Origin of the sequence: Variovorax sp. J2L1-78 (genome assembly GCF_030317205.1) — a bacterium.
Lineage (GTDB): Bacteria > Pseudomonadota > Gammaproteobacteria > Burkholderiales > Burkholderiaceae_C > Variovorax > Variovorax arabinosiphilus.
This window is the reverse complement of record NZ_JASZYB010000001.1, coordinates 860,812-884,411: the sequence shown is the minus strand read 5'-3', so window position 1 is coordinate 884,411 and position 23,600 is coordinate 860,812. Positions and strand designations below refer to the sequence as shown.

22 protein-coding genes are annotated in these 23,600 nt (G+C 65.8%); 4 read left to right on the top strand and 18 right to left on the bottom strand.

The genetic code is table 11. From position 1 onward, the window contains the following. Positions 1 to 503: 503 nt before the first annotated feature. The 9 genes from QTH86_RS04305 to mltG form a co-directional block, all read right to left on the bottom strand. Positions 504 to 1,502 carry a hypothetical protein gene (locus tag QTH86_RS04305; RefSeq protein ID WP_286645897.1) on the bottom strand — a complete coding sequence of 333 codons (999 nt, stop codon included), beginning with the start codon at positions 1,500 to 1,502 and terminating at the stop codon, positions 504 to 506. Between the two features lie 875 nt (positions 1,503 to 2,377). Continuing rightward, positions 2,378 to 2,980 carry a hypothetical protein gene (locus QTH86_RS04300; protein ID WP_286645898.1) on the bottom strand — a complete coding sequence of 201 codons (603 nt, stop codon included), beginning with the start codon at positions 2,978 to 2,980 and terminating at the stop codon, positions 2,378 to 2,380. Between the two features lie 457 nt (positions 2,981 to 3,437). After that, positions 3,438 to 5,234 carry an integrase core domain-containing protein gene (locus QTH86_RS04295; protein ID WP_286645899.1) on the bottom strand — a complete coding sequence of 599 codons (1,797 nt, stop codon included), beginning with the start codon at positions 5,232 to 5,234 and terminating at the stop codon, positions 3,438 to 3,440. A gap of 386 nt (positions 5,235 to 5,620) precedes the next feature. Then, positions 5,621 to 6,283 (bottom strand): ankyrin repeat domain-containing protein, encoded by a 663-nt coding sequence (locus QTH86_RS04290; RefSeq protein ID WP_286645900.1) that lies wholly within the window; start codon positions 6,281 to 6,283, stop codon positions 5,621 to 5,623. Beyond that, a complete protein-coding gene (locus QTH86_RS04285; RefSeq protein WP_286645901.1) occupies positions 6,280 to 7,089 on the bottom strand; it encodes a TatD family hydrolase in 810 nt (269 codons plus the stop codon). The genes QTH86_RS04290 and QTH86_RS04285 overlap by 4 nt, the downstream gene beginning before the upstream one ends. Positions 7,090 to 7,156: 67 nt before the next feature. Continuing rightward, the gene (locus QTH86_RS04280) at positions 7,157 to 7,525 is read right to left on the bottom strand and encodes a PilZ domain-containing protein (protein WP_286645902.1); all 369 of its coding nucleotides are present in this window, start codon (positions 7,523 to 7,525) and stop codon (positions 7,157 to 7,159) included. Further along, positions 7,522 to 8,520: a DNA polymerase III delta subunit-related protein gene (locus QTH86_RS04275; protein ID WP_286646767.1), complete on the bottom strand. Its 999-nt coding sequence runs from the start codon at positions 8,518 to 8,520 to the stop codon at positions 7,522 to 7,524. Before QTH86_RS04275 ends, QTH86_RS04280 begins: the two co-directional genes overlap by 4 nt. Continuing rightward, entirely contained in the window at positions 8,520 to 9,155 is a 636-nt protein-coding gene (gene tmk / locus QTH86_RS04270) for a dTMP kinase (protein ID WP_286645903.1), read from the bottom strand. The genes QTH86_RS04275 and tmk overlap by 1 nt, the downstream gene beginning before the upstream one ends. Further along, a complete protein-coding gene (mltG, locus tag QTH86_RS04265; protein WP_286646768.1) occupies positions 9,152 to 10,174 on the bottom strand; it encodes an endolytic transglycosylase MltG in 1,023 nt (340 codons plus the stop codon). The genes tmk and mltG overlap by 4 nt, the downstream gene beginning before the upstream one ends. Before the next feature lie 102 nt (positions 10,175 to 10,276). Here mltG and ygfZ point away from each other — a divergent pair, with 102 nt between their 5' ends. Then, positions 10,277 to 11,218, top strand: a complete 942-nt coding sequence (gene ygfZ, locus QTH86_RS04260) for a CAF17-like 4Fe-4S cluster assembly/insertion protein YgfZ (RefSeq protein ID WP_286645904.1) — start codon at positions 10,277 to 10,279, stop codon at positions 11,216 to 11,218. Positions 11,219 to 11,224: 6 nt separating this feature from the next. On the opposite strand, the gene QTH86_RS04255 is transcribed toward ygfZ, so the two are convergent. Then, the gene (locus tag QTH86_RS04255) at positions 11,225 to 12,094 is read right to left on the bottom strand and encodes a YbgC/FadM family acyl-CoA thioesterase (protein ID WP_286645905.1); all 870 of its coding nucleotides are present in this window, start codon (positions 12,092 to 12,094) and stop codon (positions 11,225 to 11,227) included. Further along, on the bottom strand, positions 12,091 to 13,020 hold the full coding sequence (locus QTH86_RS04250; RefSeq protein ID WP_286645906.1) for an alpha/beta hydrolase: 930 nt from the start codon (positions 13,018 to 13,020) through the stop codon (positions 12,091 to 12,093). The genes QTH86_RS04255 and QTH86_RS04250 overlap by 4 nt, the downstream gene beginning before the upstream one ends. 144 nt (positions 13,021 to 13,164) lie before the next feature. On the opposite strand from QTH86_RS04250, the gene gbd reads away from it, so the two are divergent. Then, entirely contained in the window at positions 13,165 to 14,301 is a 1,137-nt protein-coding gene (gene gbd, locus QTH86_RS04245) for a 4-hydroxybutyrate dehydrogenase (protein WP_286645907.1), read from the top strand. 51 nt (positions 14,302 to 14,352) lie between these two features. On the opposite strand, the gene QTH86_RS04240 is transcribed toward gbd, so the two are convergent. Further along, positions 14,353 to 14,841, bottom strand: a complete 489-nt coding sequence (locus tag QTH86_RS04240; RefSeq protein ID WP_286645908.1) for a hemerythrin domain-containing protein — start codon at positions 14,839 to 14,841, stop codon at positions 14,353 to 14,355. A 318-nt stretch (positions 14,842 to 15,159) separates the two neighbouring features. Here QTH86_RS04240 and QTH86_RS04235 point away from each other — a divergent pair, with 318 nt between their 5' ends. Both QTH86_RS04235 and QTH86_RS04230 read left to right on the top strand, forming a co-directional pair. After that, positions 15,160 to 15,396, top strand: a complete 237-nt coding sequence (locus QTH86_RS04235) for a hypothetical protein (RefSeq protein WP_286645909.1) — start codon at positions 15,160 to 15,162, stop codon at positions 15,394 to 15,396. Continuing rightward, positions 15,393 to 15,881 (top strand): DUF421 domain-containing protein, encoded by a 489-nt coding sequence (locus QTH86_RS04230; protein WP_286645910.1) that lies wholly within the window; start codon positions 15,393 to 15,395, stop codon positions 15,879 to 15,881. The genes QTH86_RS04235 and QTH86_RS04230 overlap by 4 nt, the downstream gene beginning before the upstream one ends. A gap of 45 nt (positions 15,882 to 15,926) precedes the next feature. Here QTH86_RS04230 and QTH86_RS04225 read toward each other — a convergent pair whose 3' ends face one another. The 6 genes from QTH86_RS04225 to clpA all read right to left on the bottom strand — a co-directional run bounded on the left by QTH86_RS04225 (position 15,927) and on the right by clpA (position 23,595). Then, a complete protein-coding gene (locus QTH86_RS04225) occupies positions 15,927 to 16,568 on the bottom strand; it encodes a cysteine hydrolase family protein (RefSeq protein ID WP_286645911.1) in 642 nt (213 codons plus the stop codon). A 131-nt stretch (positions 16,569 to 16,699) separates the two neighbouring features. Further along, on the bottom strand, positions 16,700 to 16,951 hold the full coding sequence (locus tag QTH86_RS04220) for a hypothetical protein (protein WP_286645912.1): 252 nt from the start codon (positions 16,949 to 16,951) through the stop codon (positions 16,700 to 16,702). 203 nt (positions 16,952 to 17,154) lie between these two features. Next, on the bottom strand, positions 17,155 to 18,144 hold the full coding sequence (locus QTH86_RS04215; protein WP_286645913.1) for a tripartite tricarboxylate transporter substrate binding protein: 990 nt from the start codon (positions 18,142 to 18,144) through the stop codon (positions 17,155 to 17,157). Between the two features lie 98 nt (positions 18,145 to 18,242). Next, positions 18,243 to 19,685 carry an exodeoxyribonuclease I gene (gene sbcB / locus QTH86_RS04210; RefSeq protein ID WP_286645914.1) on the bottom strand — a complete coding sequence of 481 codons (1,443 nt, stop codon included), beginning with the start codon at positions 19,683 to 19,685 and terminating at the stop codon, positions 18,243 to 18,245. A gap of 16 nt (positions 19,686 to 19,701) precedes the next feature. After that, the gene (gene cls / locus QTH86_RS04205; RefSeq protein WP_286645915.1) at positions 19,702 to 21,150 is read right to left on the bottom strand and encodes a cardiolipin synthase; all 1,449 of its coding nucleotides are present in this window, start codon (positions 21,148 to 21,150) and stop codon (positions 19,702 to 19,704) included. 123 nt (positions 21,151 to 21,273) lie between these two features. Beyond that, positions 21,274 to 23,595, bottom strand: coding sequence for an ATP-dependent Clp protease ATP-binding subunit ClpA (gene clpA / locus QTH86_RS04200; RefSeq protein WP_262075395.1), 2,322 nt, complete (start codon positions 23,593 to 23,595; stop codon positions 21,274 to 21,276). Positions 23,596 to 23,600 lie beyond the last annotated feature (5 nt).

The following is a 23,600-nucleotide window of genomic DNA, read 5'->3' as shown; positions in this document are numbered from 1 at the left end:
CCGATGCCTGGAGGACGGATGTTGATTCGTCCGCCCCAGAGTGCCTAGGCATCAAGCGTTGGCAGCAATCCGAGCACAGGTGCGGCATAAGGTGCGTTGAGGTTTAAGCGCAGATTGACGTAATTACCGCTGGATTTAGCAAGTCGAGCGCTGCGACAGTGTCATCAAACAGGCAGACGCTTCCACGCTCAGCGTAGAGGCCGGGTTCTTGATCTTGACAGCAGATGCTGGGCCAAGGTCCTGCCTAGCATCTTAGCGGCCGCGGCCAAGCCAACGTTCGAATACAGCATCAACGCCTGCATTGGCGTGGAGCGGCTCGATTTGAGAGATTCAGGGCGTAGAAAAGCTTTCGAAAGGGACGTCTGGAATCTTTTGTTTGCACGAGGTTCCCCTGGACCTCCGACACCACGGCTCTGAGGTCCGGTGTGGGGTAACAGTTGCTAAGACCGACGCAGGGTTCATGAATATTCCGCTTTAGCTGTGTTCACCGCGCCTGAGTTCTCTTAACAGCCGCACGGGTCGTCGTTTGCCGAACCGGCATTGGTCTTCGGTCGTTCCGCGTTTGCAAAGTGCCCTGTGTACCAGAAAGCATCGGAGCCTCGGATGGCACGAGCCTGTTGCACGACGCGCCCAACGCGGGCGAGTGTCTCCTCAGACAGTCGCCCAGCGACCGGGCATTTCGGAACCGCGCGGCTCTTAACGTTGTACATTTTTCTGTACTGCACGACCGCCGAGCGCAGCCCCGAGAGCGCGCCCGCGGGTGTCTGCGCTGCCACTTGGACGTCACCCCCAACAAGGCGAGCCACGAAGCGTTCATCGCTCTTGAACAGCCAGCAGTGCGTGGATGGTCCGACGTGAAGCAGTGCGACGCGGCGAACATCGCCGTCGTCGGGCCGAGCCCCCTTGCCTGTTTCCCAGCCATCCCTTTCACTCCACAGAAGGCAAAGCTTAGAACTGAGGGCTTCTACCTGACGCAGATTCTTCAAACGCGCTTGTCCCAGTGCATCGCATCGCTGTTGCTTGGTCGGCGTGCCCGCCGAGAAACGACCACCGACCGCATCCTGCACATAACCGACAAATCGATGTCCGCGCGTCGTGGCCCGGCAGAACCAGACAAATCGCCCCGGCGCTGCCTGCTCGCCCAGTTCGGTGTTCTGGATGTACCAATTAGCCCACTGCTCCCGGATCGACTTGTCCGCCTGCCGCGTCGCTTGATCCCATGCAACACAGGCTTCCAAGGCAATGGCGTGCGATTCGACCCATGTACGAATACTTCCGCTGAGTGCCGGCCCCCTAGTCGACCCGGCGGCGGCATTAAGCCGAACTGCCGTGTAGTCACCGGCACTATTTTTTTCGCGCAGCGACTCGGGCCGGTTCAACCAACGCCGGTAGATGACCCTTGGTTCCAGACGGCGCGACCACACCATGTCCATGAACGCCAAGCGCGCCTTCGGTCGAGCGGCCATCTCATTCGCAAACGTTGCAGCGTCGAACGTGCTCATCAGCGCCTTGAGGTGACGGTCAGGATGAGGGAGCCCGTGCCGTCGCAGGCGGCGGGCCAATGCCCGGTAAACCTGCGTCGCTGGATCAGAACGGCGCCCCGCCCGGCTGACTTCTACATTTCGAGAGCTTAGGGAGCCGCTCGACGACAAGTAACTCGACCATCTTTGCCCCTCGCCGGGATGAGACCAGAGCTCGGACGGTTTACCAAAGCAAGTCGGATACGCGATGTCCAGATCGTCACACCAGCGCGCGGTAAGAGCGAGTTGAGTTTGACGAGGCAATCGGCTGGTCTGCGACCCTGAATAGGAGAGCTTTGCAACTTGGTCAATCCACCGGGCTACCGGAGCCCAAGCTTCGACCTCTGTCGCGGACAAGTTAGGGCGGCGCGCGCTGGAGGGTTCGAGCAGACGAACATGGCCGCAAGGACAGCAATAGGTAGGTGCGGCGAGCCCTGCCCCAAGCAAGTTGCCGAATCCGCTCCCGCATTTTGCGCATGCTGCCACGAGGGGCACGTCGTGAATGGGGCAGCGGGTGACGAGTTCGATAGAGCCGAGCAACGAGTGGTATCCACTCGCAATGCAGGCAGGACACCACCGCATGCCTTTCACCAAGTAATCGTTCAGGAGGGCTGGGAACTGCTCGACGACGGCGTATTTCGAAAGCACACACCTCCGCTCGCCTAGGGCTTTCATCAAGGCAGAGATTTCACGCACTCGACGCGCAGCGGAGGCCGGTTCGCCCTTTGGGAGCAATCGGGTGTTGAGCACGCCTCGGACTTCACCTTGATGCAGATGGTTCAGCCAGGTTGCCCGCATCAAGATATGCCAGAGCGATGAATACGGCAGTACGGATCCCGGATTCCAGGTCAGGAGGTTCATCGCTGCCCCTTGCCCGATGCACGGTTGGCCAGATGGGCTGTGGCAGCCACAAGCGCGAGTAGTTGCCGATGTCCGCTTTCAGCGACGATGTGCTCTAGGCTCGCATCGGACGTCACGTCGTGCCAGTTGGCGCCCCCGGCGACGCGCAGGAGGATGTGACGGCAACATTGAGTGACCGTCTTCATCGGGAACTCCAGTGGCGCCGGATAGTTGGTAGGAAGCCCGGCGACCAGCGCCGTGTAAAGCGACTCAGCGAAGTGCTGCAGCCTGAAGCCTTGCTCCCAGGCCTCAGGTGCGACGCCGGCAGTGAACGATTTACCGGAATGGGCTGGCCACTCCGTTCCTTCGTCGTAGCCGGCCATCACTAAAGTGAGTTCGTCTACCCCTTCGATGCCCATGAAGCGCTCGCTTGCAAGCATGAAACGCGCGGCCGCATGGGCACCCCCTACCATAGCCAAGCTCATGGGTTCATCGAAAAACTGCAGGGAGGCAATGGAAAACACGCACAACCGCAAAGCCTCCTTTTCGAGCAGACTGTGCAGCTCAACTAGCCACAGCCACTCGCGCTGGGTCATGCCCTGCGCTTCATCGATGATCAAGATGAGAAAGCGCCCCCCCCCCCCCGGGTCGCAAGCGAGTGCCAGCGCTCCCGTAGCATGTGCTGACGACTGAGCGGACTTCGGGCCGCCTTTGCCAGAGGGTGCTTGCTCGCATCAAGCAGTCCCGCATAGAACCGCCCGATGGAGTTCGCGCTGCCAGATTCGGTATGACTCCAGACCACCATCGGCAGAGTCTTTCCATAGCGCTGAGCTAAAAGGGTTTGCACCCAATGGTCCACAGCGCTTGACTTGCCGAATCGCGACGGCCCGTAGATCGTCGCCCCTTCGACCTGGTTATCAATCCACGAGGCGAGTTGGTCCACCATTCGCTGGATCGACTCTGTGTACAGCGAATAGTCTCGCGTCACGAGCGGGTGATCACGTGCAAGATGGGCTGGCACGAGTGGAGAAGGTCCCAGCACAGAAGGCTGCGGCAGCGAAGGCCCTATCGACGGCGTCACCATGTTTTTGCCTTGGGCAAATCGCGTGATGAGCGCATCGCGGGCTTTACAGCAGGACGCGTCGGCGTTGTGCACGTGCTTTTAATCTGCTGCTCGAAGATCTGTTCAGACGGAGGTTCCACATGCAATGCAGGGAGGGCTAGTGCTTGCGATTGCGAGGTTAGGATGCGCCTCGCCTCGAGGTATGCTGGATGGGCCGGCAACTTGCCGCCGTGGGTCTCTGCATAGCGGATGAGCTCTTCGACAGCGTCGCAGCGGGTCGATAGGTGAAGAAGTCTTCGGCGCTCCAGGGCGCGCGTCGCCTCCCGAATGAAGAGGCTGTGCGGCGTTTGGTGCCAAGGTGGAGCCGCGCGGATTACCCCAAGGAAGAGTCCCTTTTTGTCTGAAACCGTGGCGAAGCGTGCGTCATCCTCGTTCTCGATCTGGAGCCAAAGGTTTTTGCCGATCAGATCCGTTCGCAAGGCCAGCCACTCCGCTGAATAGCGCGCATTTGAAAAGTTAAAGTACGGTCGCCGCCCGCTCTCGACGCCACCTAGAACCGTGCAAAGCTTGCGTACGCCTACCATGCGGCTTACTGCATGCGCATCTGCGCGCCTGACGGGATGGGACGGTGGTACGCGGAATTGAAGTTGCTCTAAGGGTGTCCGATACCCCAAGCTCGAATGCGGCGTCGCGTTGTAATTCGCGATCAACGTATCGAGCAGTTCTTCCGCGTACTCGAGCTGGAATGCCGTCTCGTCCGCGACGACAGCGGGATTCGCCCCCCCTCGCTTATCCGCAGGGCGGCTGCCCGTCGTTGGAGCCAGCCGGTGGAACCCACCGGCGGCCAAATTGCCAAAGAATGATTCGATGAATGGACGATCGTCCTTACTGCGGCGGCTGGTGAAGCTGTCGGCGGACTGCGGCTTCAGGACCCGGCAACCGACAACTTCCTTCAGCGTGCTTTCCACACGGTGACAGATGTTTGCCATCGCGCCGTCCACACTGATCTCGTTCCAACATACACCCCTGAGGTGGTCGAATACACCCGAAGGCAGCCCTGCATTTTCGCTGTAGGCGTTTTCGGAAAATTGGAGCTTGCGGCGGCTCCACAGAGATAGCGAACTCTTGATGGCACGCAGAACGTCCTGTGCGGAGCACTCGCGTCGCAGGCTGAGGTGATAGCCCAGAACTGCGCGGCTCGCGACATCCTCCAGAACAATCACGAAGAGGCGGGGGATTTTGCGCAGTTCGAATCCGCCGTGGATCGAGGGGAAAGCGACAACCATCCGGGCATCCAGCTTATGTGCGTCACATTCGACGCGGTCGAAGGGTTCCAAGTGGGGTCTGCCGGTGCCATCACCAGCGATCGCCTTGCGGCGCGCATCCTCGCCGCCAAGCAGAAGGAGTTGCCTGCGCGGATTCTCTGCAAGGACCCGGTCGATGAACGCGCAGATCGTTACGTAACCCAGCTTTTCCACGTTAAACGGCCATTCGCCTCGGCGCTGATAGCCGCGTGCGCGGAGCTCGCCAATCAACCACCGGAACAATCGCTGCTTGGACTTGCCCGGACCGGTCAGACCAGATGCCGTCGACAGAATCTCTTTGCGAAATCTTTTCTCGATCTCGCGGCCGTCCTGAGACGCAAACAGCCATTGCAGTGCGCCGGCTGTACCGGCTCCTGCCTCGCCGGGCTCCGGTTTAGTCTGGCGGTTGTAGGTCGAAAGACGCAGATATGGTAGAGCTCCTCGCCATCCGAAAAGGTCGCCGTCAGGATGCGGCTGCAGGCATCGGTCGACGATCAGTCTGTACACGTTTGAACGTGAAAGGCCGGATTCGCGGCGTAGCTCCGCTTCCGATGCGCCCTTTAAGTACAGGTTTATCGCAGTGCGTCGGCGCCGGAATTGTTCGCGCCTCGCCGAGGGCAAGCTGTCCTGGTCGACTTGAGTCCACGCAGCCGTATCTATGTCTCGCACCGCCGGAGACACATGGGTTCGCGAGCGCGATCCGACGCGTTGAACTTTCGTCATGCCACCTCACGGACATAACAGCGAACTCAAGTTTTACTTGAAACGTACGTTAGGCGTCAAATTCCGTTGTAACCGTCGCCCGATCATGGCGCTTCAGACTGTCAGCTCTCCAGAGGAGAGGCTGTTGCACCGCTAGCGTCAAATTTGCTTGTGTGAACGCGCGCCTCGATCTACCACTTGCCGTCGCTCGGCCGCTTCGCTTGAACAACCGCCTTCAACATCTCGATGGCATCCGGCCGCTTGCCCTGGACGGCGAAGTCCATCGCCGTCATGTTCTGCTGGTTCTTCATCAGCGGGTCAGCGCCTTCGTCGAGCAGCAGCTTTACGCTGTCAGGCGATCCGTACATCGCCGCCATCATCAGCGGCGTGGTGCCGTTGGGCGACTGGGCGTCGATGAAGGCGTATTTCTCGAGCAGCAGTTTCATGATCTCGACCTGGCCGCTGCTCGCCGCGTAGTGCAACGCGGTCCAACCCGGCTTGTTGATGTCGGCGTCACGGGCGATGAGCTGTTTGACCAGGTCCATCTGGCCCTTGATGGCGGCCAGCATCAATGGGCTCTCGTCGTTGCCGTTGCGCAGTTCGACGTTCGTCTGCGGCGACGCGAGCAACACCTGCACGACGCGCGGAGACGGCTCCCGGATGGCGATCAACAAGCCGGTCAGCCCATGCTCGTCGCGCGTGTTGGGGTCGAAGCCGCGGCGCAACAGCGACTCGACGCCACTCGCATTGTTGCTGCGAACCGCGCGGAAGAAGTCATTGAAGGAATCTGCATGGGCAAAAGAAAACGCCGTTGCAGCAACAAGATAGAGGCAGAACCTCGCCAGATTTCTCATGTCTTTTGAACGCCCGTGAACAGGGTTTCGAAGTTGCGGCTCGTGGCCTCGGCGACCGCTTCGACGGACACGCCGCGCAGTTGGGCAATCTGCTGCGCGACGAAAGGCACGTACGACGGGTTGTTGGTCTTGCCGCGGTACGGCACCGGGGCCAGATAGGGACTGTCGGTCTCGATCAGCATGCGGTCGAGTGGAACAAAGGCGGCAACGTCCCTCAGGTCCTGCGCCTTCTTGAAGGTCAGGATGCCGGAGAACGAGATGTAGAAGCCGAGGTCGAGCGCGGCGCGGGCCACCTCCGCTGTCTCGGTGAAGCAATGGAAGACACCGCCTGCCGCCGACGCGGCACCGTCCTCGCCCTCCTCTTTCAGGATGGCCAGCGTGTCGGCCGAGGCTTCGCGGGTGTGGATCACCAGCGGCATGCGCACCTGCTGTGCCGCCCGGATGTGGACGCGGAAACGGTCGCGCTGCCATTCCATGTCGGCGATGGTCCGGCCGCCCTTGCGCTCCTCCATCTGGTAGTAATCGAGCCCGGTTTCGCCGATGGCGACGACCTTCGGGCGCGCCGCGCGCTGCACCAAGTCGTCGATGCTGGGTTCGGCGATGTCCTCGTTGTCGGGATGCACGCCCACGCTGGCCCAGAAGTTGTCGTACTGGGCGGCCAGACCCTGCACGTCATCGAACTCTTCCAGCTTGGTGCAGATGCACAGCGCCCGGTCGACCCGGGCTTCGGCCATCGCCGCGCGGACCTCCGTCATCTGGCTGGCGAACTCGGGAAAGGTCAGGTGGCAGTGGGAATCGGTGAACATGGGCGGGAGCGGCAACGGCAAAGCGGGCACGCCGCCGGGCGGCGGCGTCAGGCGCAGGGCGCGCGGGTCAGATGGTCTGGGTCGGGCGGTCCGACGCCATCGAGCCGCCCAGCGCTTCCTCGATGCGGGCCTTGAGCTGGCGCGATTTTTCGTCCGCCGGAAAGCGCACACCGACGCCCGGCGCGCGGCTGCCCGCGGCGCGCGCCGGCGTGATCCAGGCGACCTTGCCGGCCACCGGATAGCGTTGCGGGTCGTCCGGCAGCGTGAGCAGCACGTAGACGTCGTCACCCAGCCGGTACTCGCGCGCGGTCGGGATGAAGATGCCGCCTTCCGCGAAGAGCGGGATGTAGGCGGCGTAAAGCGCCCCTTTTTCCTTGATCGCCAGCTGGATGACGCTGGGACGGGCGGGCGCGGGTGTGGCGATGGGCGTGTTCATGGGCGACGGCCCGAGTTTAGGGCGCTTCGCGCCTCGCTCACAAGCGCTTCGAGCATGAGACCCGCATTGAAGGGATGCTCCGCGGTGCGCGCCGCGGCGGCCAGCGACTTCGACCAGCGGGCCAGAACGACCGGCGGCGGTGCCGGTGGCAGCTCGGCTTCGGCAAAGAAACGCGGCGCGGCGCCGCTGCTCACGGCCATCAGGTCGTGGCAAAGCTTCTGCAATGCATCGATCGCCTGCGGTGGCGCATGGTCGCTCAGTGCACCGACTTCGCCGCGCTGCATCGCCTTGGGCAGCAGCGACCAGGCTTTGGGGGATTGGCCGGTGCGCGCCAGACGGAGCGCATCGCTCGGACGGCCACCCGCGGCGCGCAGCAAGGCGGGCGCGTCGGCGGCGGGCACCTCGTGTGCCGCCAGCCACGCGATGGCTTCGCTGTCCGTCGGCCACGGCAAGGTGAAGCCCAGGCAGCGGCTTCGGATGGTCGGCAGCAACTGCCAGGCAGCCTCGCTGGCGAGCACGAAGCGGACATCGCCGACCGGCTCCTCCAGCGTCTTGAGCAAGGCATTGGCCGTGATCGCGTTCATGCGCTCGGCCGGGTAGACCAGCACCACCTTGCCGCGGCCACGTGCGCTCGTGCGCTGGGCGAAGCCGACGGCGTCGCGCATCGCCTCGACGCGGATCTCGCGGCTGGGCTTGCGCTTCTTGTCCTCGATGTCGGCCTGCGACTTCTCGTCGAGCGGCCAACCCAGTTCCATCATGGCGACCTCGGGCATCAGCACGCACAGGTCGGCATGCGTGCGGACTGCGATCGCGTGGCAGCTCGGGCAATGGCCGCAGGCGCCCTCGCCGCTCGGCTGTTCACAGAGCCAGGCCGAGGCGAGCGCCAGGGCCAGTTCGTACTGGCCGAGGCCGGACGGCCCCTGCAACAGCCAGGCATGCGCGCGCTGCCGCAGCAGATCGGACAGCGGGCGCACCAGCCAGGGCGACATCGCCATCATGTGATCAGCCCGCGTTCGCGCAGTGTCGATTCGACCTGCTGCCACACCTGCTCCCGCGGGCAATCGGCGTCGATGCGAACGAAGCGCGTGGCCGCCGCACGCTCGGCATAGCCGGCGGCCACACGCCGGAAGAACTCGACCGGCTGCGCCTCGAACTTGTCCGGCAGCCGAGCCCCGGCCAGCCGTTCGGCGGCGATCTCCGGCTTCAGGTCGAACCACAGCGTGATGTCGGGCTGGAGCAATCCATCCCCATTGCCGCCCTGCCCCGCCTGCGCCCAACGCTCCAGCGTCGACAGCACCTCGGCATCGAAGCCGCGGCCCGCGCCCTGGTAGGCGAAGGTGGCGTCGGTGAAGCGGTCGCACAGCACGACGTCGCCGCGCGCGAGGGCGGGCGCGATCACTTGCACGATGTGGTCGCGCCGCGCCGCGAAGACCAGCAGCGATTCGGTCAGCGCATCCATGGGCTGCGACAGGATCAGCCCGCGCAACGTCTCGGCCAGCGGCGTACCGCCCGGCTCGCGCGTGCGCGTGACGGCGCGGCCCGCGGCGCGGAACAGCGCCTCGAGCGCATCGATGTGGCTCGACTTGCCCGCGCCGTCGATGCCTTCCAGCGTCAGAAAGAGTCCGCTCATGGTCCGTTGCTCTTGGGTTTGGGCTCGATGCCGCGCTGGTAGCGGTTCACGGCGCGGTTGTGCTCGTCCAGCGACGTGCTGAACTGGCTGGAGCCGTCGCCGCGCGAGACGAAATACAACGCCTTGCTGGGTGCCGGCTGCACCGTGGCCAGGAGCGCGGCCTTGCCCGGCATCGCGATCGGCGTCGGTGGCAGGCCGCCGCGGGTGTAGGTGTTCCAGGGCGTGTCAGTCTGCAGGTCCTTCTTGCGCAGGTTGCCGTCGAAGGCTGCGCCCAGACCGTAGATGACGGTGGGGTCGGTCTGCAGCGGCATGCCCACGCGCAACCGATTGATGAAAACGGCGGCGACTTCGGGTCGGTCCTTGGCCTGGCCTGTCTCCTTCTCGACAATGCTGGCCAAAATCAACAGATCATCGGCCGACTTCAGCGGCAGGTCGCTGGCGCGCGCGGCCCAGGCCGCTTCCAGTTTCTTGTCCATCGCGCGCATCGCCCGCTGCAGCAAGGCGGTGTCGGTGGAGCCCTTGGAGTAGGTGTAGGTGTCCGGGAAGAAGCGCCCTTCCGGATGGACGCCGGGCCGGCCGAGCCGGGCCATCAGGGCGCTGTCGCTCTCCCCCACCGTCTCGGGCTTGAGCTGCTCGGCCTTGGCCAGCGCCGCGCGCACCTGGCGGAAGTTCCAACCCTCGACCAGCACCAGACTGCGGGTCGCTTCCTCGCCGCGCACGAGCATGTTGAGCAAGGTGCGCGGGGTGACGCCGCGCTCCAGCTCGTAGCTGCCGGCGCGGATCTGCCGGTCCTGCCCGGAGAAGCGGAACCAGGCATAGAGCAACTGCGGCTGCACGCGCGTGCCGGTGGCGGCCACGGCCTCGGCGACGCCGCGCGGCGTGGTGCCGGGCTCGACCGACAGGTCGACGTTCGCCGCAGGCAGATCGAGCGGGCGATGCACCCACCACAGGCCCCAGGCACCGGCACCCAGCGCGCTGAGCGCGGCGAGCAGAAAGAGGGTCAGGAAGAAGCGGCGCAAGCGAAAGCCAAGGAAAAAGGGAATGGGCGACAGCGGAAAGTCGCGCCGTGGGCGGTAGCCCTGCGAGCCCCACGGGCGGGTGCCGACCATGATAATTCAGCGATGACCTCTGCTCTTCCGAATGGTGTAACCGCCCTCTCCCACCTGGGCGTGATCCGCGCCGAAGGCGCCGACGCCGCCAGCTTCCTCCACGGCCAGCTGACCCAGGACTTCGCCCTGCTCCAACCCGGCGAGGCACGCCTTGCGGCGCTGTGCACCGCCAAGGGCCGGATGATCGCCAGCTTCATCGGCGTGCGGCCGCATCCTGAGCTTGTCCTGCTGGTCTGCAGCCGCGACATCCTGGCGGCCACGCTCAAGCGACTCTCGATGTACGTGCTGCGGGCGAAGGTGAAACTGAGCGACGCGACCGAGTCGACCGCCCTCTTCGGCCTCGCAGGCACGGCGCTCGCGGCCAACGGCATCGATGCCGCATCGCCGCCGGGCACGCGCATCGCGCGACCGGTGGCCGGCAGCGAGGACGAGATCAGCATCGTCCCGCTGTATCCCGCCGATGGCGTCCCGCGCGCGCTCTGGCTGGCGCCCGTGGCCGCGCCCCGACCGGTCGGCGACGAACTGGACGCCACGCTCTGGCAGTGGAGCGAGGTGCGCAGCGGCGTCGCCACGCTCACGACCCCGGTGCTCGACGCCTTCGTGCCGCAGATGCTCAACTACGAGTCGATCGGCGGCGTGAACTTCAAGAAGGGCTGCTACCCCGGCCAGGAGATCGTGGCGCGCAGCCAGTTCCGCGGCACGCTGAAGCGTCGCGCGTACGTCGCGACGGCCGATGCACCGGTCGAGGCCGGGCAGGAAGTCTTCGCGGCCAGCGATGCCGAGCAGCCCGTGGGCACGGTGGTCCAGGCCGCCCCGGCACCCGACGGCCGCTGGGCGGCGCTCGTGTCGATGCAGATCGCGGCGCTGGACGCAGGCCCGCTGCACGCCGGCAGTGCCACCGGGCCGGCTCTCGCTGTCGAGCCGCTGCCGTACCCGCTGCTCGCCGACATCTGAGAACGCTCAGAGCGGCCGGCGCATCTCGATGTGCGCGATGCCGGCTTCCTCGAAGGGCTCGCCATAAGGCGCGTAACCCAGCCGTTGATAAAAAGCTTCGGCACTGCGCTGCGCATGCAGCGTCACCGCCCGATCGCCCCTGGCGAGCGCGGCGGCTTCCAGCGCGCGCAGGACCGCCGCGCCGTGCCCGCCGCCGCGCAGGGAGCGGTGCACCGCCATCCGTCCGACACGCGCCAGCCCGGGCGCTTCGCGGATCAGCCGTGCAGTGCCGATCACCCGCCCGAGTCGGTTGCGGGCCACGGCATGCAGCGCGGTCACGTCATGTTCGTCCCATTCCAGGTCTTCGGGGATGCGCTGCTCCTTGACGAACACCGCCCGGCGCAGGCCGCCGGCACCGCTGCCGAGCTTCTGCCAGTCGCCGGTCTCGACCGTGGCCATGGGCTCCCTGGCTTCGTAGGCGGCGAAGATCGCGCGCAGTTCGTCCGGCACCGGTCGGGAGGTCTGCGTGGCCGGGTCGGCGAAGACGTAGACCAGCTCGCAGGTCACGAGCAGATCGTCGCCGCGGAACAGGCCGCCGTGGAACACGATGGACGAGTTGCCGACGCGCACGCACTTCATCGCGACGTCGAGCACGTCGTCCATGCGGGCCGAGGCATTGAACTCGATGGTCGACTTCTTCACGTACAGGTCGCCGCCGAGCGCGGCCATGGATTCTTCGTACGGCAGCGCCAGCGCGCGCCAGTAGTCGGCGATGGCGGTGTCGAAGTACATCAGGTAGTGCGCGTTGAAGACGATCTTCTGCATGTCGACTTCCGCCCAGCGCACGCGCAGGCGGTGGAAGAAACGGAAGTCGCGGCGGTTTTTCAGTTCGATCATGGCTTCAAGGCCTCCTTCATGGCGCGGGCCGCGTCGGCATGCGCCTGCAGCGCTTCGGGAATGGCCCGGCCCATCTTGATGAATTCGTGGATCACGCCGCGGTAGATCTCCAGATCGACTGGCACCCCGGCCGCGCGCAGCTTGTCGGCGTAGGCGACGCCTTCGTCGATCAGCGGGTCGGCCTCGGCCAGCCCGATCCAGGCGGGCGCGACGCCCTCGACGTCGTCGGCGTTGAGAGGGGCGAAGCGCCAGTCGTTGCGGTCGGCCGGCGTGCGCACGTACTGGCCGAAGAACCAGCTGATGAGCGGTTCGTCGAGCAGCGGGCCGCAGGCAAAGCGCTCGTGCGACGGCGTGTCCTGGTGGGCGGTGGTGCCCGGGTAGAACAGCACCTGCAGCGCGACCGGAATGCCCGCATCGCGCGCCATCACGGCGCACACCGCCGCCAGCGTGCCGCCCGCACTGTCGCCGCCCAGCGCCACCCGGCTGCCGTCGAGGCCGAGCGACGCCGCCTCGCGCGCCACGAATTGCACGGCGTCCCAGGCATCGTCGGAAGCAGTCGGGAATTTGTATTCGGGTGCGAGCCGGTAATCGATCGACACCACGGCGCAGCCGCTGCGGCTGGCCAGCACGCGGCATAAGGTGTCGTGCGTGGCGATGCTGCCGACGGTGAAGCCGCCGCCGTGGAAGAAGACCAGCACCGGCAGCACATCGGCCGAGGGCGCATAGAGGCGCGCCGGCAGGCCGAAGCCATCCCGCGCGGCGATGTGGAAATCCTCGACCCGGGCCAACGCCGGCTTCGGCACCTCGAGCACGCCGGCGCCTTTTTCGTACGAGGCCTTGGCTTCGGCGGCCGTCAGTTCATGGAACGGTGGATGGCCGGCACGGGCCATGCGCTCGACCACGCTCGCCATCTTCGGCGTCAGCATGGGCGGCCAGGTGCCGTCAGCACGGGAGAAGAAGGTGTTCCCGCGGCGACAGCGGCAAGGGTTTTGTGCATGGGCAAGATGGGATCCTGTTGCTAGATTCGTTTCGTCAAATCGTACAGCCACCTTTCGCATCGACGCATTCCCATGGCCCTCATTCAGTACCTCACCCAGATCCAGTTCGACTTCGGCGCGATCCGCCTGCTGAGCGCCGAGTGCGCACGCGTGGGCATCCACCGGCCGATGATCGTGACCGACGCCGGCGTGCGCGCCGCCGGCATCTTGCAGACCACGCTCGATGCGCTGGGTGATCTGGAGGTGAGCGTGTTCGACGCGACGCCGTCGAACCCGACCGAGGCCGCCGTGCGTGCGGCCGTCGACCTGTACCGCAGCGGCCGCTGCGACGGGCTGATCGCCGTCGGCGGCGGCTCGGCCATCGACTGCGCCAAGGGCGTCGCCATCGCCGCCACGCACGACGGTCCGCTCAAGACCTACGCGACCATCGAAGGCGGCTCGCCGAAGATCACCGAGAAGGTCGCGCCGCTGATCGCGGTGCCCACGACGAGCGGCACCGGCAGCGAGGTGGCGCGCGGCGCGATCCTCATCGTGGACGACCACCGCAAGCTGGGCTTCCACAGCTGGCACATCCTGCCCAAGGCCGCCATCTGCGACCCCGAGCTGACCTGCGGGCTGCCGCCGCGCCTGACAGCAGCCACCGGCATGGACGCCATCGCGCATTGCATGGAGACCTTCATGTCGGCGGCCTTCAACCCGCCGGCCGACGGCATCGCGCTCGACGGCCTGGAGCGCGCCTGGGGCCACATCGAACGCGCCACGAAGGACGGCAGCGACCGCGAGGCACGGCTCAACCTGATGAGCGCGTCGATGCAGGGCGCCATGGCCTTCCAGAAGGGCCTGGGCTGCGTGCATTCGCTCAGCCACAGCCTGGGCGGCGTCGACCCGCGCCTGCACCACGGCACGCTCAACGCCCTCTTCCTCCCCGCCGTGATCCGTTTCAACGCCGGGGCCGAATCGGTGCAGAAAGAGCATCGCCTGCAGCGCATGGCCCGTGCGATGAACCTCGATTCAGCCGGCGACCTGGGCGACGCGATCCGCGACATGAGCCGGCGCCTGGGGCTCCCGGGCGGGCTGGCCGAGGTCGGCGTGACGCCCGCGCTGTTCGAGAAGGTGATCGACGGCGCGATGGCCGACCACTGCCATAAGACCAACCCGCGCCTGGCCACGCGCGAGGACTACCGCGAGATGCTCGAAGCGTCGATGTGAGCAGCGGTCGCCTGGCAGCGACCGCGCCCTTCCCGACTGGCGGCGTCCTGATCAGGCCAGGGCCGCTGTTTCTGCCATCAGTTCGTCCTTGCGCGCCTGAAGTTCGTCCCTCATGGCCACCAGGTCCAGCTTCTTCGCTGCGCGGGCCTTGACGAAAATCTCGTTGCGCTCCTCCTTGACGTGGTGGTCGATGTACTCGCCCAGCACGATGACCTTGGCGCACCACTTGGGATCGTTCTCGTCGCCTGCCTCGATCTGCGCGATGAGTTCCTTGGCGCTGGCATGTTCCACTTCGGCCTCGTCGAGCAGGTCTTCTTCCTTGATGGCCTCGCGCAGGGCGGGGTAGAAGATTTCTTCCTCGATGCGGGCGTGGACCGTCAATTCCATGCAGATCTGGTCGGCCAACTCTCTTCGTTTTGCGGGGGCCGTCTTGGCTTTGGACTCTGCCAGGGGCTCGAACTCCTTGAAGAGCTTCTTGACATTGCGATGGTCGGCGTCGAGCAGGCTGCAAGCGTCGGCGGGGGGGCGGGTGGTGGGCATCTACAAGCTCCTTTGGTCGTGGGACACAGAACATCCGCGCAGGAGCATTCGCCGTGCGTAGGAAAAAGGCGGAATGTGCAAGGCGATCTTCTCCTCGGGCCGGAGACGCGCCGCGCGGCGGCGGCCAACCTACACGCTGGACACGCGTTGGCCGACGGTCATCGTGCTGCGGGCTGGCTAGGGTGTGCAAGGCACTGTCACCACCGTAGGGCTTCCATGATCGGCTCCGTCATTCTTTCGTTGAACAGGCAGGCCGTTCACGGCCAGACCGTCATGCACCACCTGCAACGAACGACGCCGGCTGCGGCCTGACAACCCATGGACATCCTCGACATCGTTCAGTGGCCCGCCTTCGCAGCGTCCCTCGCCGCCGCCTACCTGGTCGGTTCGAGCGCCAAGGGGCGCCGCAACGCGGGCTTCTGGGTATTCCTTTTGAGCAATCTGCTCTGGGTCGCTTGGGGCGTTCATACGCAGGCCTGGGCGTTGATCGCCTTGCAGGTGGGCCTGGCCGCGCTGAACGTGCGTGGCCTCTTCAAGACGGAGACCACGTCGTGAGCGAACTGACGGACCTCTTCGCGCGGGAATTCCCGGTCTGGCACATGATCGTTCGCGGGTCGGTGGTTTACTGGTTCCTGTTTCTGGTTTTCCGTTTCGTCCTGCGGCGGGACGTCGGCTCCATGGGCGTTGCGGACCTGCTCTTCGTGGTCCTCGTGGCCGACGCGGCGAGCAATGCGATGCAGGGCGAGTACCGGTCGATCAACGATGGACTGGTGCTCCTGTCGACGCTCATCGGCTGGAACTTTGCGCTGGACTGGCTGAGCTTCCGGTCGCCGGCAATTGCGAGATTTCTGGAGCCGCTGCCCGAGGTCCTGGTGCGTCACGGTCGCGTCAACCGCAAGGCGCTGAAGCGCGAGATGATCACGATGGAAGAACTGGAGGCAAAGCTGCGCGAAGAAGGCGTGGAACGCATCGAGGAGGTGCGCGCCGCCCGATTGGAGAGCGATGGCAGGCTCAGCGTGCTGAAGAAGCGTCGCCGATAAGTCGGGGGGTGGACGGCGGCGGCCCTCGGTTTCAGCGCATCGCCATCAGGCACGGCGCCCAGTGTCGACCACCCCAGAATGAGGCGTGGGTCGGGGTAGCCGGACGCGGGCGCCCATCGGCGTGGCCAGTTTGAACACCTGCGCGAATTGTTGCAGTGCTGTGGCGTTGCGTGCCTCCGTTTGGGATGCCACGCAATCGCGTGGGACTGTGACCTCCAGGTCGCGCATTCGGGCATCGGAAACGGTGGCCATCACGCACTGGTCACTGGCGGTACCGACGACCAGCAGATGGTGAACTTTCAAGTCTTGCAGAAGAAGCGTCAGCGGTGTCGCGTAGAACGCCGAGTGCTTGGGCTTGAGAACGAAGTAGTCGCGCTCGGACGGTCGTAAGGCCGCCGTCACGGCCGCGGCATTGCCGCCGCGGTCCAACGACATGGCGATGAGCTTGCCGAAGTCCGAGCGCCATCGGCCCAGGTTGTCGTTGGCGTAGATGACGGGCACCGCCGCTCGCGCGCAGCGCGCCTTCAGCGCCGCAATGCGGGGTGCAATGCGGATGGCGCCAACCAGCAATTTCTCAGCGTCCGGAAAGGACCAGCAACTGATCATGTCGACGACCAAAAGCGCCATCCCGCCACGCGACGGCTCTGCGCCGAGATTTCGAGCCGCCAGCGGGTCAGGCTTTTTCATCATTGGAAGTCATGCATGGCTAGAAGGCCCCGCCCAGGAGGCGGAAGGTGAAATCCGTCCGGAGAACGTGTCGCGGAGCGCCGATTACGATGCCCTAGGTTCGTGCCTTCGGACCGTCTCTGCCGACGGTGCTAACGCCGGTTCTTGTCCGTGCTCGAGGCTGGCGTGAGGTCTTCGGTGAGATGAAACGGCGCTGAATCATCGTGTCGGGTGCCCTGTGCATTCGACTTCCTGTCTTGCATCCTCTCCCGTGGTGCCGGGGCGGAGATGTCCTCGCCGGCGGCCGTCTTTTCCGTCGTGAACTTTTCACCCGCGCCCATGTTGTCGACGCCACCATCCGTGCTGGGACGGGTCCCGTCGCCACTGCTCTTGACGTTGCTCATGCCTGCTCCTGTTGTCGGTGCCGCGTCGAACCGCGGACCGTGCTGTGTTCGGACGACCGACAGTGGTTTCGAGCCAGCAAGCGCGATGTCCGCTTTCCTGACCGTCTGCTGTCGGAGAAACCCGCAGCAAGGCTCTCGGCCGAGGCTTGAAGGCCGGGCCTGTCAACTTCCGGGCATCACGGCCAAACCTGGCCCGGGGCCCTTCATTCGGCCTTCACGCCGGCGGTCTTGATCACCTGCCCCCACTTGGTGGTTTCGGCGGTGATGAAGGCATCGAATTCCTGCGGCGTGCTGCCCGCCGGAAAGGTGCCCATGGCATCGAGCCTGGCACGCGTCTCGTCGCTCTTGATGATGCGCGCGACCTCGTCCGCCATCCGCTGTACGACGCCAGGCGGCGTGCCCGCAGGCGCGAGCATTCCGGCCCAGGTGCTGCCGGTGAAGCCGGCGAAGCCCTGTTCGATGAAGGTCGGCACATCGGGCACCGCCGGCAACCGCTGTTCGCCCGCCACACCGATGAGCCGGATCTTGCCGGCCCGCGCCTGGTTGATCAGCCCGGTCGGCGCGTCGAAGAAGAGCTGGACCTGTCCGCCCATCAGGTCCGTCAGCGCCGGCACGGCGCCGCGGTAGGGGACGTGGACCATGTAGGTCTTCGTCAGCGCCTTCCACAGTTCGGTCGTGAGGTGCGCCGCAGAGCCGTTGCCCGACGAGCCGAAGCTGATCTTGCCGGGGTTGGCGCGCGCATAGTCGATCAGTTGCCGGCCGGTCTTGAAGGGTGCGTCGTTGTTCACCGCCGCGAGCAGCGGCGACACACCCATCAGCGAGACGCCCATCAGGTCCTTGCGCGGGTCGTAGGGCAGCTTGCCGGCATAGAGCGAGGTGTTGGCAGCGTAGGCGGCGATGACGACGCCGAAGGTGCTGCCATCGGGTGCCGCCTTCGCGACCGCATCGACGCCGATCAGGCTGTTGGCGCCCGGCCGGTTGTCGATCAGCACCGGCTGGCCCAGGCGCTGCTGCAGACCGAGCTGCACCAGCCGGGCCATCTGGTCGGTGAAGCCGCCGGGCGTGTAGGGCACGACGATGCGGATCGGCCGGTTCGGCCAGCTGTTCTGCGCCAAGGCCGGCAGGGCGAGCGATGCGGCAGCCGCCGCGGTCGAGAGATGGAAACGGCGGCGGGTCAGCGGTGAAGAAGGCACGAACGATGTCTCCATTTTGGGAATGGATCATTCTGGAAGCCCACGGTACCCCCGAAGGTCGGGGTTTGCCCCCTGAGGCAAATGCCGATCGACCTCGATCAGGGCGACGGAGCGATCGCCTCGGCGTACTCGTACAGCAGGCCCAGCAGTTCCTCGCCGCGCTCGTCGGCTGTCTCGGCCGCGGTGTCGATCTCCCCGAAGAACTGGTCGACGTTGCGCGCACCGCCCTCGCCTTCCAGCAGGCGCGCCGCGCGGTGCGCCTCCCAGCGCTCGGCCTCGTCGGGCGTGAGCGTGTCGACGAAATTGCGGGCCCGGTAGCGGAACAGGATCTCCTCCAGCCGCGGGTCGTCGAAGCCGGTACGCGACAGCGCCAGCTCGGCCGGCGACAGGCCGCGCAGCTGGTTCAGCCGCCGCCGGTCGGCGTTGCCGACGAAGCCGCCGTAGAGGTCTTCGTCGACATCCGGCGCGGCCTCCTTCGGCCGTTCGTACACCTGCGTCCAGATGGCGCTCATGTCGGGCAGGCCCTGGGCGATGGCGGCGTGGCGCAGCGCGGTGTCGAAATCGACCTTCCAGCGTTCGGCCATCGCCGGCGTCAGCGTCTTGAGGTTGCCCACGACCATCGGCGACTTGTTCAGGTGGATGCCCTTGATCGGCAACCGCGTCACCCCTTCGGGCAGCTCGGCGGTGCGGGTGAAGAGGCGCTGGCGCAGCGTGGGCACGTCGATGTCGCGCAGCTCGCTCGGGTCGTGCGCCAGGTCCCAGGCCAGCAGCTCGTTCTTGTTAGTCGGGTGGCTGGCCAGCGGCCACATCACGGCCAGGCAGCCGCGCTCGGCCGGGAACATGCCCGACACGTGGAGGAAGGGCTTGGCCGTCTCGCGCGTCGCGGGCAGGCCGAGCTCGTTCGCCACACGGTCCTTGCGGTGCAGGCCGAAGGCGAAATCGAAGAGCCGCGGCTGGGCGGTGCGGATGAGGCGCGCCAGCGCGATGGTGGCGCGCACGTCCGACAGCGCATCATGCGCCGCCTCGTGCAGCAGCCCGTTGGCGCGCGCCAGGTCGCCGAGCTTGAAGCTGGGCTTGCCGTCTTCCCTCGTCGGCCACTGGATGCCGTCGGGGCGCAGCGCGTAAGTGAGGCGCACGACGTCGAGCAGGTCCCAGCGGCCGCAGTCGTTCTGCCATTCGCGCGCGTACGGGTCGATCAGGTTGCGCCAGAACAGGAAGCGCGTCACCTCGTCGTCGAAGCGGATCGTGTTGTAGCCGACCCCGATGGTGCCGGGCTGCGAGAAGGCGCGCTCGACCTCGGCGGCGAAGCGGTGCTCGGGCACACCGCGCTCCAGCGCCAGTTGCGGCGTGATGCCGGTGATCAGGCAGGCCTCGGGGCTCGGCAGGTAGTCCGGTGCCGGCTGGCAATAGAGCATCAGCGGCTCGCCGACTTCATTGAGGTCGGCGTCGGTGCGGATGGCGGCGAACTGGGAAGGCCGGTCGCGGCGCGGCACGGCGCCGAAGGTTTCGTAGTCGTGCCAGAGGAAGGTGTGGGCGGACATGGTCGCGTCGGATCGGTCAGAGCAAGGGTGAGGAAAGCCGGGCCAGCGCGTCGCCCAGGCGGCGCGGAAAGCTCTGCGGCCGGTTCAGGCGCACGGCGGCGGCGCTGTGCAGGTCGGTTTCGAACTGCGCGGCCAGCGGGCGCGCCAGCGCATCGCCGTACACCACCGCCATCACCTCGAAATTGAGGCGAAAGCTGCGGTTGTCGAAGTTGGCGGTGCCGATCATCGCGCAGTGATCGTCGACCACCAGCGTCTTGGAATGCAGCATGCGCGCCTTGTACTCCCAGACCTTCACGCCCGCGCCGATGAGTTCATCGTAGTACGAGCGCGCGGCAGCGCTGACGATCGCCGAGTCGCTGCGGCGCGGCACCAGCAGCCGCACGTCCACACCGCGCAACGCGGCGCTGGTGAGCGCCATCAGCGCCGGCTCGCCCGGCACGAAGTACGGCGTGGTCAGCCAGGCGCGCTCGCTGGCCGAATGGATGGCTTCCACGTGCATGCGGTGGATCGCTTCGAGCGCACTGTCGGGGCCGCTGGTGACGATCTGCGCCGCGATGCTGCCCGCCTCGGTGCGCGGCAGCATGTGCGCCAGCGACTCGTCGACCATGCGCCGGGCGCTCTCGCCGGTGGCGTAGCTCCAGTCCTCGAGGAAGGTGGTCTGCAGCCAGCGCACCGCGCTGCCTTCGAGCCGCAGGTGCATGTCGTGGTAGGCGTCGGGCCGGGTCCGGCGGTCTTCTTCATCGGTGATGTTGACGCCGCCGGTGAAGCCGATGCGGCCGTCGACGACGACGATCTTGCGGTGGCTGCGGTAGTTGGTGACCGGCCGCAGGCGCCGGCCGATCTTGGTGTCGTGGAACAGCGCGATGTGAATGCCGGCGGCGCGCATCGGTGCCATGAAGCGGCGGCCAATGCGTTTGGAGCCGAGCGCGTCGAGCAGCAGGCGCACCGCGACGCCCTGCTGCGCACGCTCGATCAGCAGATCGCGCAGGGCCGTGCCGATGCGGTCGGGCTCGAAGATGTAGTACTCGAGGTGCACGTGATGCCGCGCGCTGCGCACCGCCTCGAAGATGGCGTCGAAGGTGCGTGCACCGCCGGACAGCAGCTCGACACCGGTCGCGCTCGACACCGGAATGCCGCAGGCCGCCGTGCCCAGCGCGGCCAGGTGCCGCAGGGCGGGCGGCGCGTTCTCGCCGGCCTCGTGCAGCAGTGCCAGATCGGCCGGCGCCTGGGCGATGGCGCGGTTGCGCAGGCGTTTGAGCCGCAGCTTTTTCAGGCGCTGCGGCCCGAGGAAGTAATAGACGAGGAAGCCGGCGAACGGCAGCAGCGCGAGCGACAGGATCCAGCTCATCGTCGACACCGGCGCGCGCTTCTGCATCACGATCCAGACCGACAGCACGGCGATGTAGCCGCTCCAGGCCAGGGAAAGGCCCGTTTTCCATTCTTGGCTGATTTCGGGGAGGATCAAGAGACAGGCGCTGCGATGGGAGGGGATGGCGCCAGCCCAAAGGAAAAGGCCGGCAGCGCGATGCTACCGGCCTTTGAAGGCTCTACGGCCACGTCGGGCCACGTGGACCCGTGCGAAAGTCGATCAGCCCGCGGCAGCCTCCTCGGCTTCCGGCTTGGCCTTGCCTTCCTTCTTCGGCAGCGGCTGGATGTCGAGCTGCACTTCGTCCTTGTCGTCGAGGTCGACGGTCAGGCGACCGCCGTCCTGCAGGCGACCGAAGAGCAGTTCATCGGCCAGTGCACGACGGATCGTGTCCTGGATCAGGCGCTGCATCGGCCGCGCACCCATCAGCGGGTCGAAGCCCTTCTTCGCCAGGTGCTTGCGCAGGGCGTCGGTGAAGGTGACGTCGACCTTCTTCTCGGCCAGCTGCGTCTCGAGCTGCAGCAGGAACTTGTCGACCACCCGCAGGATGATCGATTCGTCCAGCGCCTTGAAGCTGACGGTCGCGTCCAGACGGTTGCGGAACTCCGGCGTGAACAGGCGCTTGATGTCGGCCATCTCGTCACCCGATTCACGCGGGTTGGTGAAGCCGATGGTTGCCTTGTTCATGGTCTCGGCACCCGCGTTCGTCGTCATGATGATGATGACGTTGCGGAAGTCGGCCTTGCGTCCGTTGTTGTCCGTCAGCGTGCCGTGGTCCATGACCTGCAGCAGCACGTTGAAGATGTCCGGGTGCGCTTTCTCGATTTCGTCGAGCAGCAGCACGCAGTGCGGCTTCTTCGTGACGGCCTCGGTCAGCAGGCCGCCCTGGTCGAAACCGACGTAGCCCGGAGGCGCACCGATCAGGCGGCTCACGGCGTGGCGCTCCATGTACTCCGACATGTCGAAGCGGATCAGCTCGATGCCCATGATGTAGGCGAGCTGCTTGGCCGCTTCGGTCTTGCCGACGCCGGTGGGGCCGCTGAACAGGAACGAGCCGATCGGCTTGTCGCCCTTGCCCAGACCCGAACGTGCCATCTTGACCGCCGAGGCGAGCACTTCGAGGGCCTTGTCCTGGCCGAACACGACGCTCTTGAGGTCACGTTCCAGTGTCTGCAGCTTGCCGCGGTCGTCGTTCGACACGTTGGCCGGAGGAATGCGCGCGATCTTCGCGACGATTTCCTCGACCTCGGCCTTGGTGATCGTCTTCTTGCGCTTGCTCGGCGCCAGGATGCGCTGGGCTGCGCCCGCCTCGTCGATCACGTCGATCGCCTTGTCGGGCAGATGCCGGTCGTTGATGTACTTGGCGCTCAGCTCGGCCGCGGCCTGCAGTGCCGCCACGGCGTACTTCACGCCATGGTGTTCCTCGAAGCGCGACTTCAGGCCCTTGAGGATGTCGACGGTTTCCTGCACCGTCGGCTCGACCACGTCGACCTTCTGGAAGCGACGCGACAGGGCCGCATCCTTCTCGAAGATGCCGCGGTATTCGGTGAAGGTGGTGGCGCCGATGCACTTGAGCTGGCCGCTCGAGAGCGCCGGCTTGAGCAGGTTCGACGCATCCAGCGTGCCGCCCGAGGCCGCGCCGGCACCGATCAGCGTGTGGATCTCGTCGATGAAGAGCACGGCGTTGGGCCGGTCCTTCAGCGACTTGAGCACGCCCTTGAGGCGTTGCTCGAAGTCACCGCGGTACTTGGTGCCGGCCAGCAGTGCGCCCATGTCGAGCGAGTACACCTGGGCTTCGGCCAGAATTTCCGGCACGTCGCCCTGGGTGATGCGCCAGGCCAGGCCCTCGGCGATGGCGGTCTTGCCCACGCCGGCCTCTCCGACCAGCAGCGGGTTGTTCTTGCGCCGACGGCACAGGATCTGGATCACGCGCTCGACCTCGTACTCGCGGCCGATCAGCGGATCGATCTTCCCGTCCTTGGCCATCTGGTTGAGGTTCTGGGTGAACTGCTCCAGCGGCGATGCCTTCTCGTTCTTCTCGCCACCACCCTCCTCGCCCTCGTTCGAGGACGATTCGGCGCTGCCCTTGGCGGCTTCCGGCGGGTCGCTCTTCTTGATGCCGTGCGCGATGAAGTTCACCACGTCCAGCCGGGTCACGCCCTGCTGGTGGAGGTAGTACACCGCGTGCGAATCCTTCTCGCCGAAGATCGCGACCAGCACGTTGGCGCCCGTCACTTCCTTCTTGCCGTTGCCGGTGGACTGCACGTGCATGATGGCGCGCTGGATCACGCGCTGGAACCCGAGGGTCGGCTGGGTGTCGACGTCGTCGGTCCCCGCCACCTGGGGCGTGTTGTCCTTGATGAAATTCGTCAACGACGCGCGAAGGTCGTCGACGTTGGCCGAGCATGCGCGCAGAACCTCTGCGGCGCTCGGGTTGTCCAGCAAAGCGAGCAACAGGTGCTCTACCGTGATGAACTCGTGGCGCTGCTGCCTGGCCTCGACAAAGGCCATGTGCAAGCTGACTTCCAGTTCCTGGGCAATCATGTGAT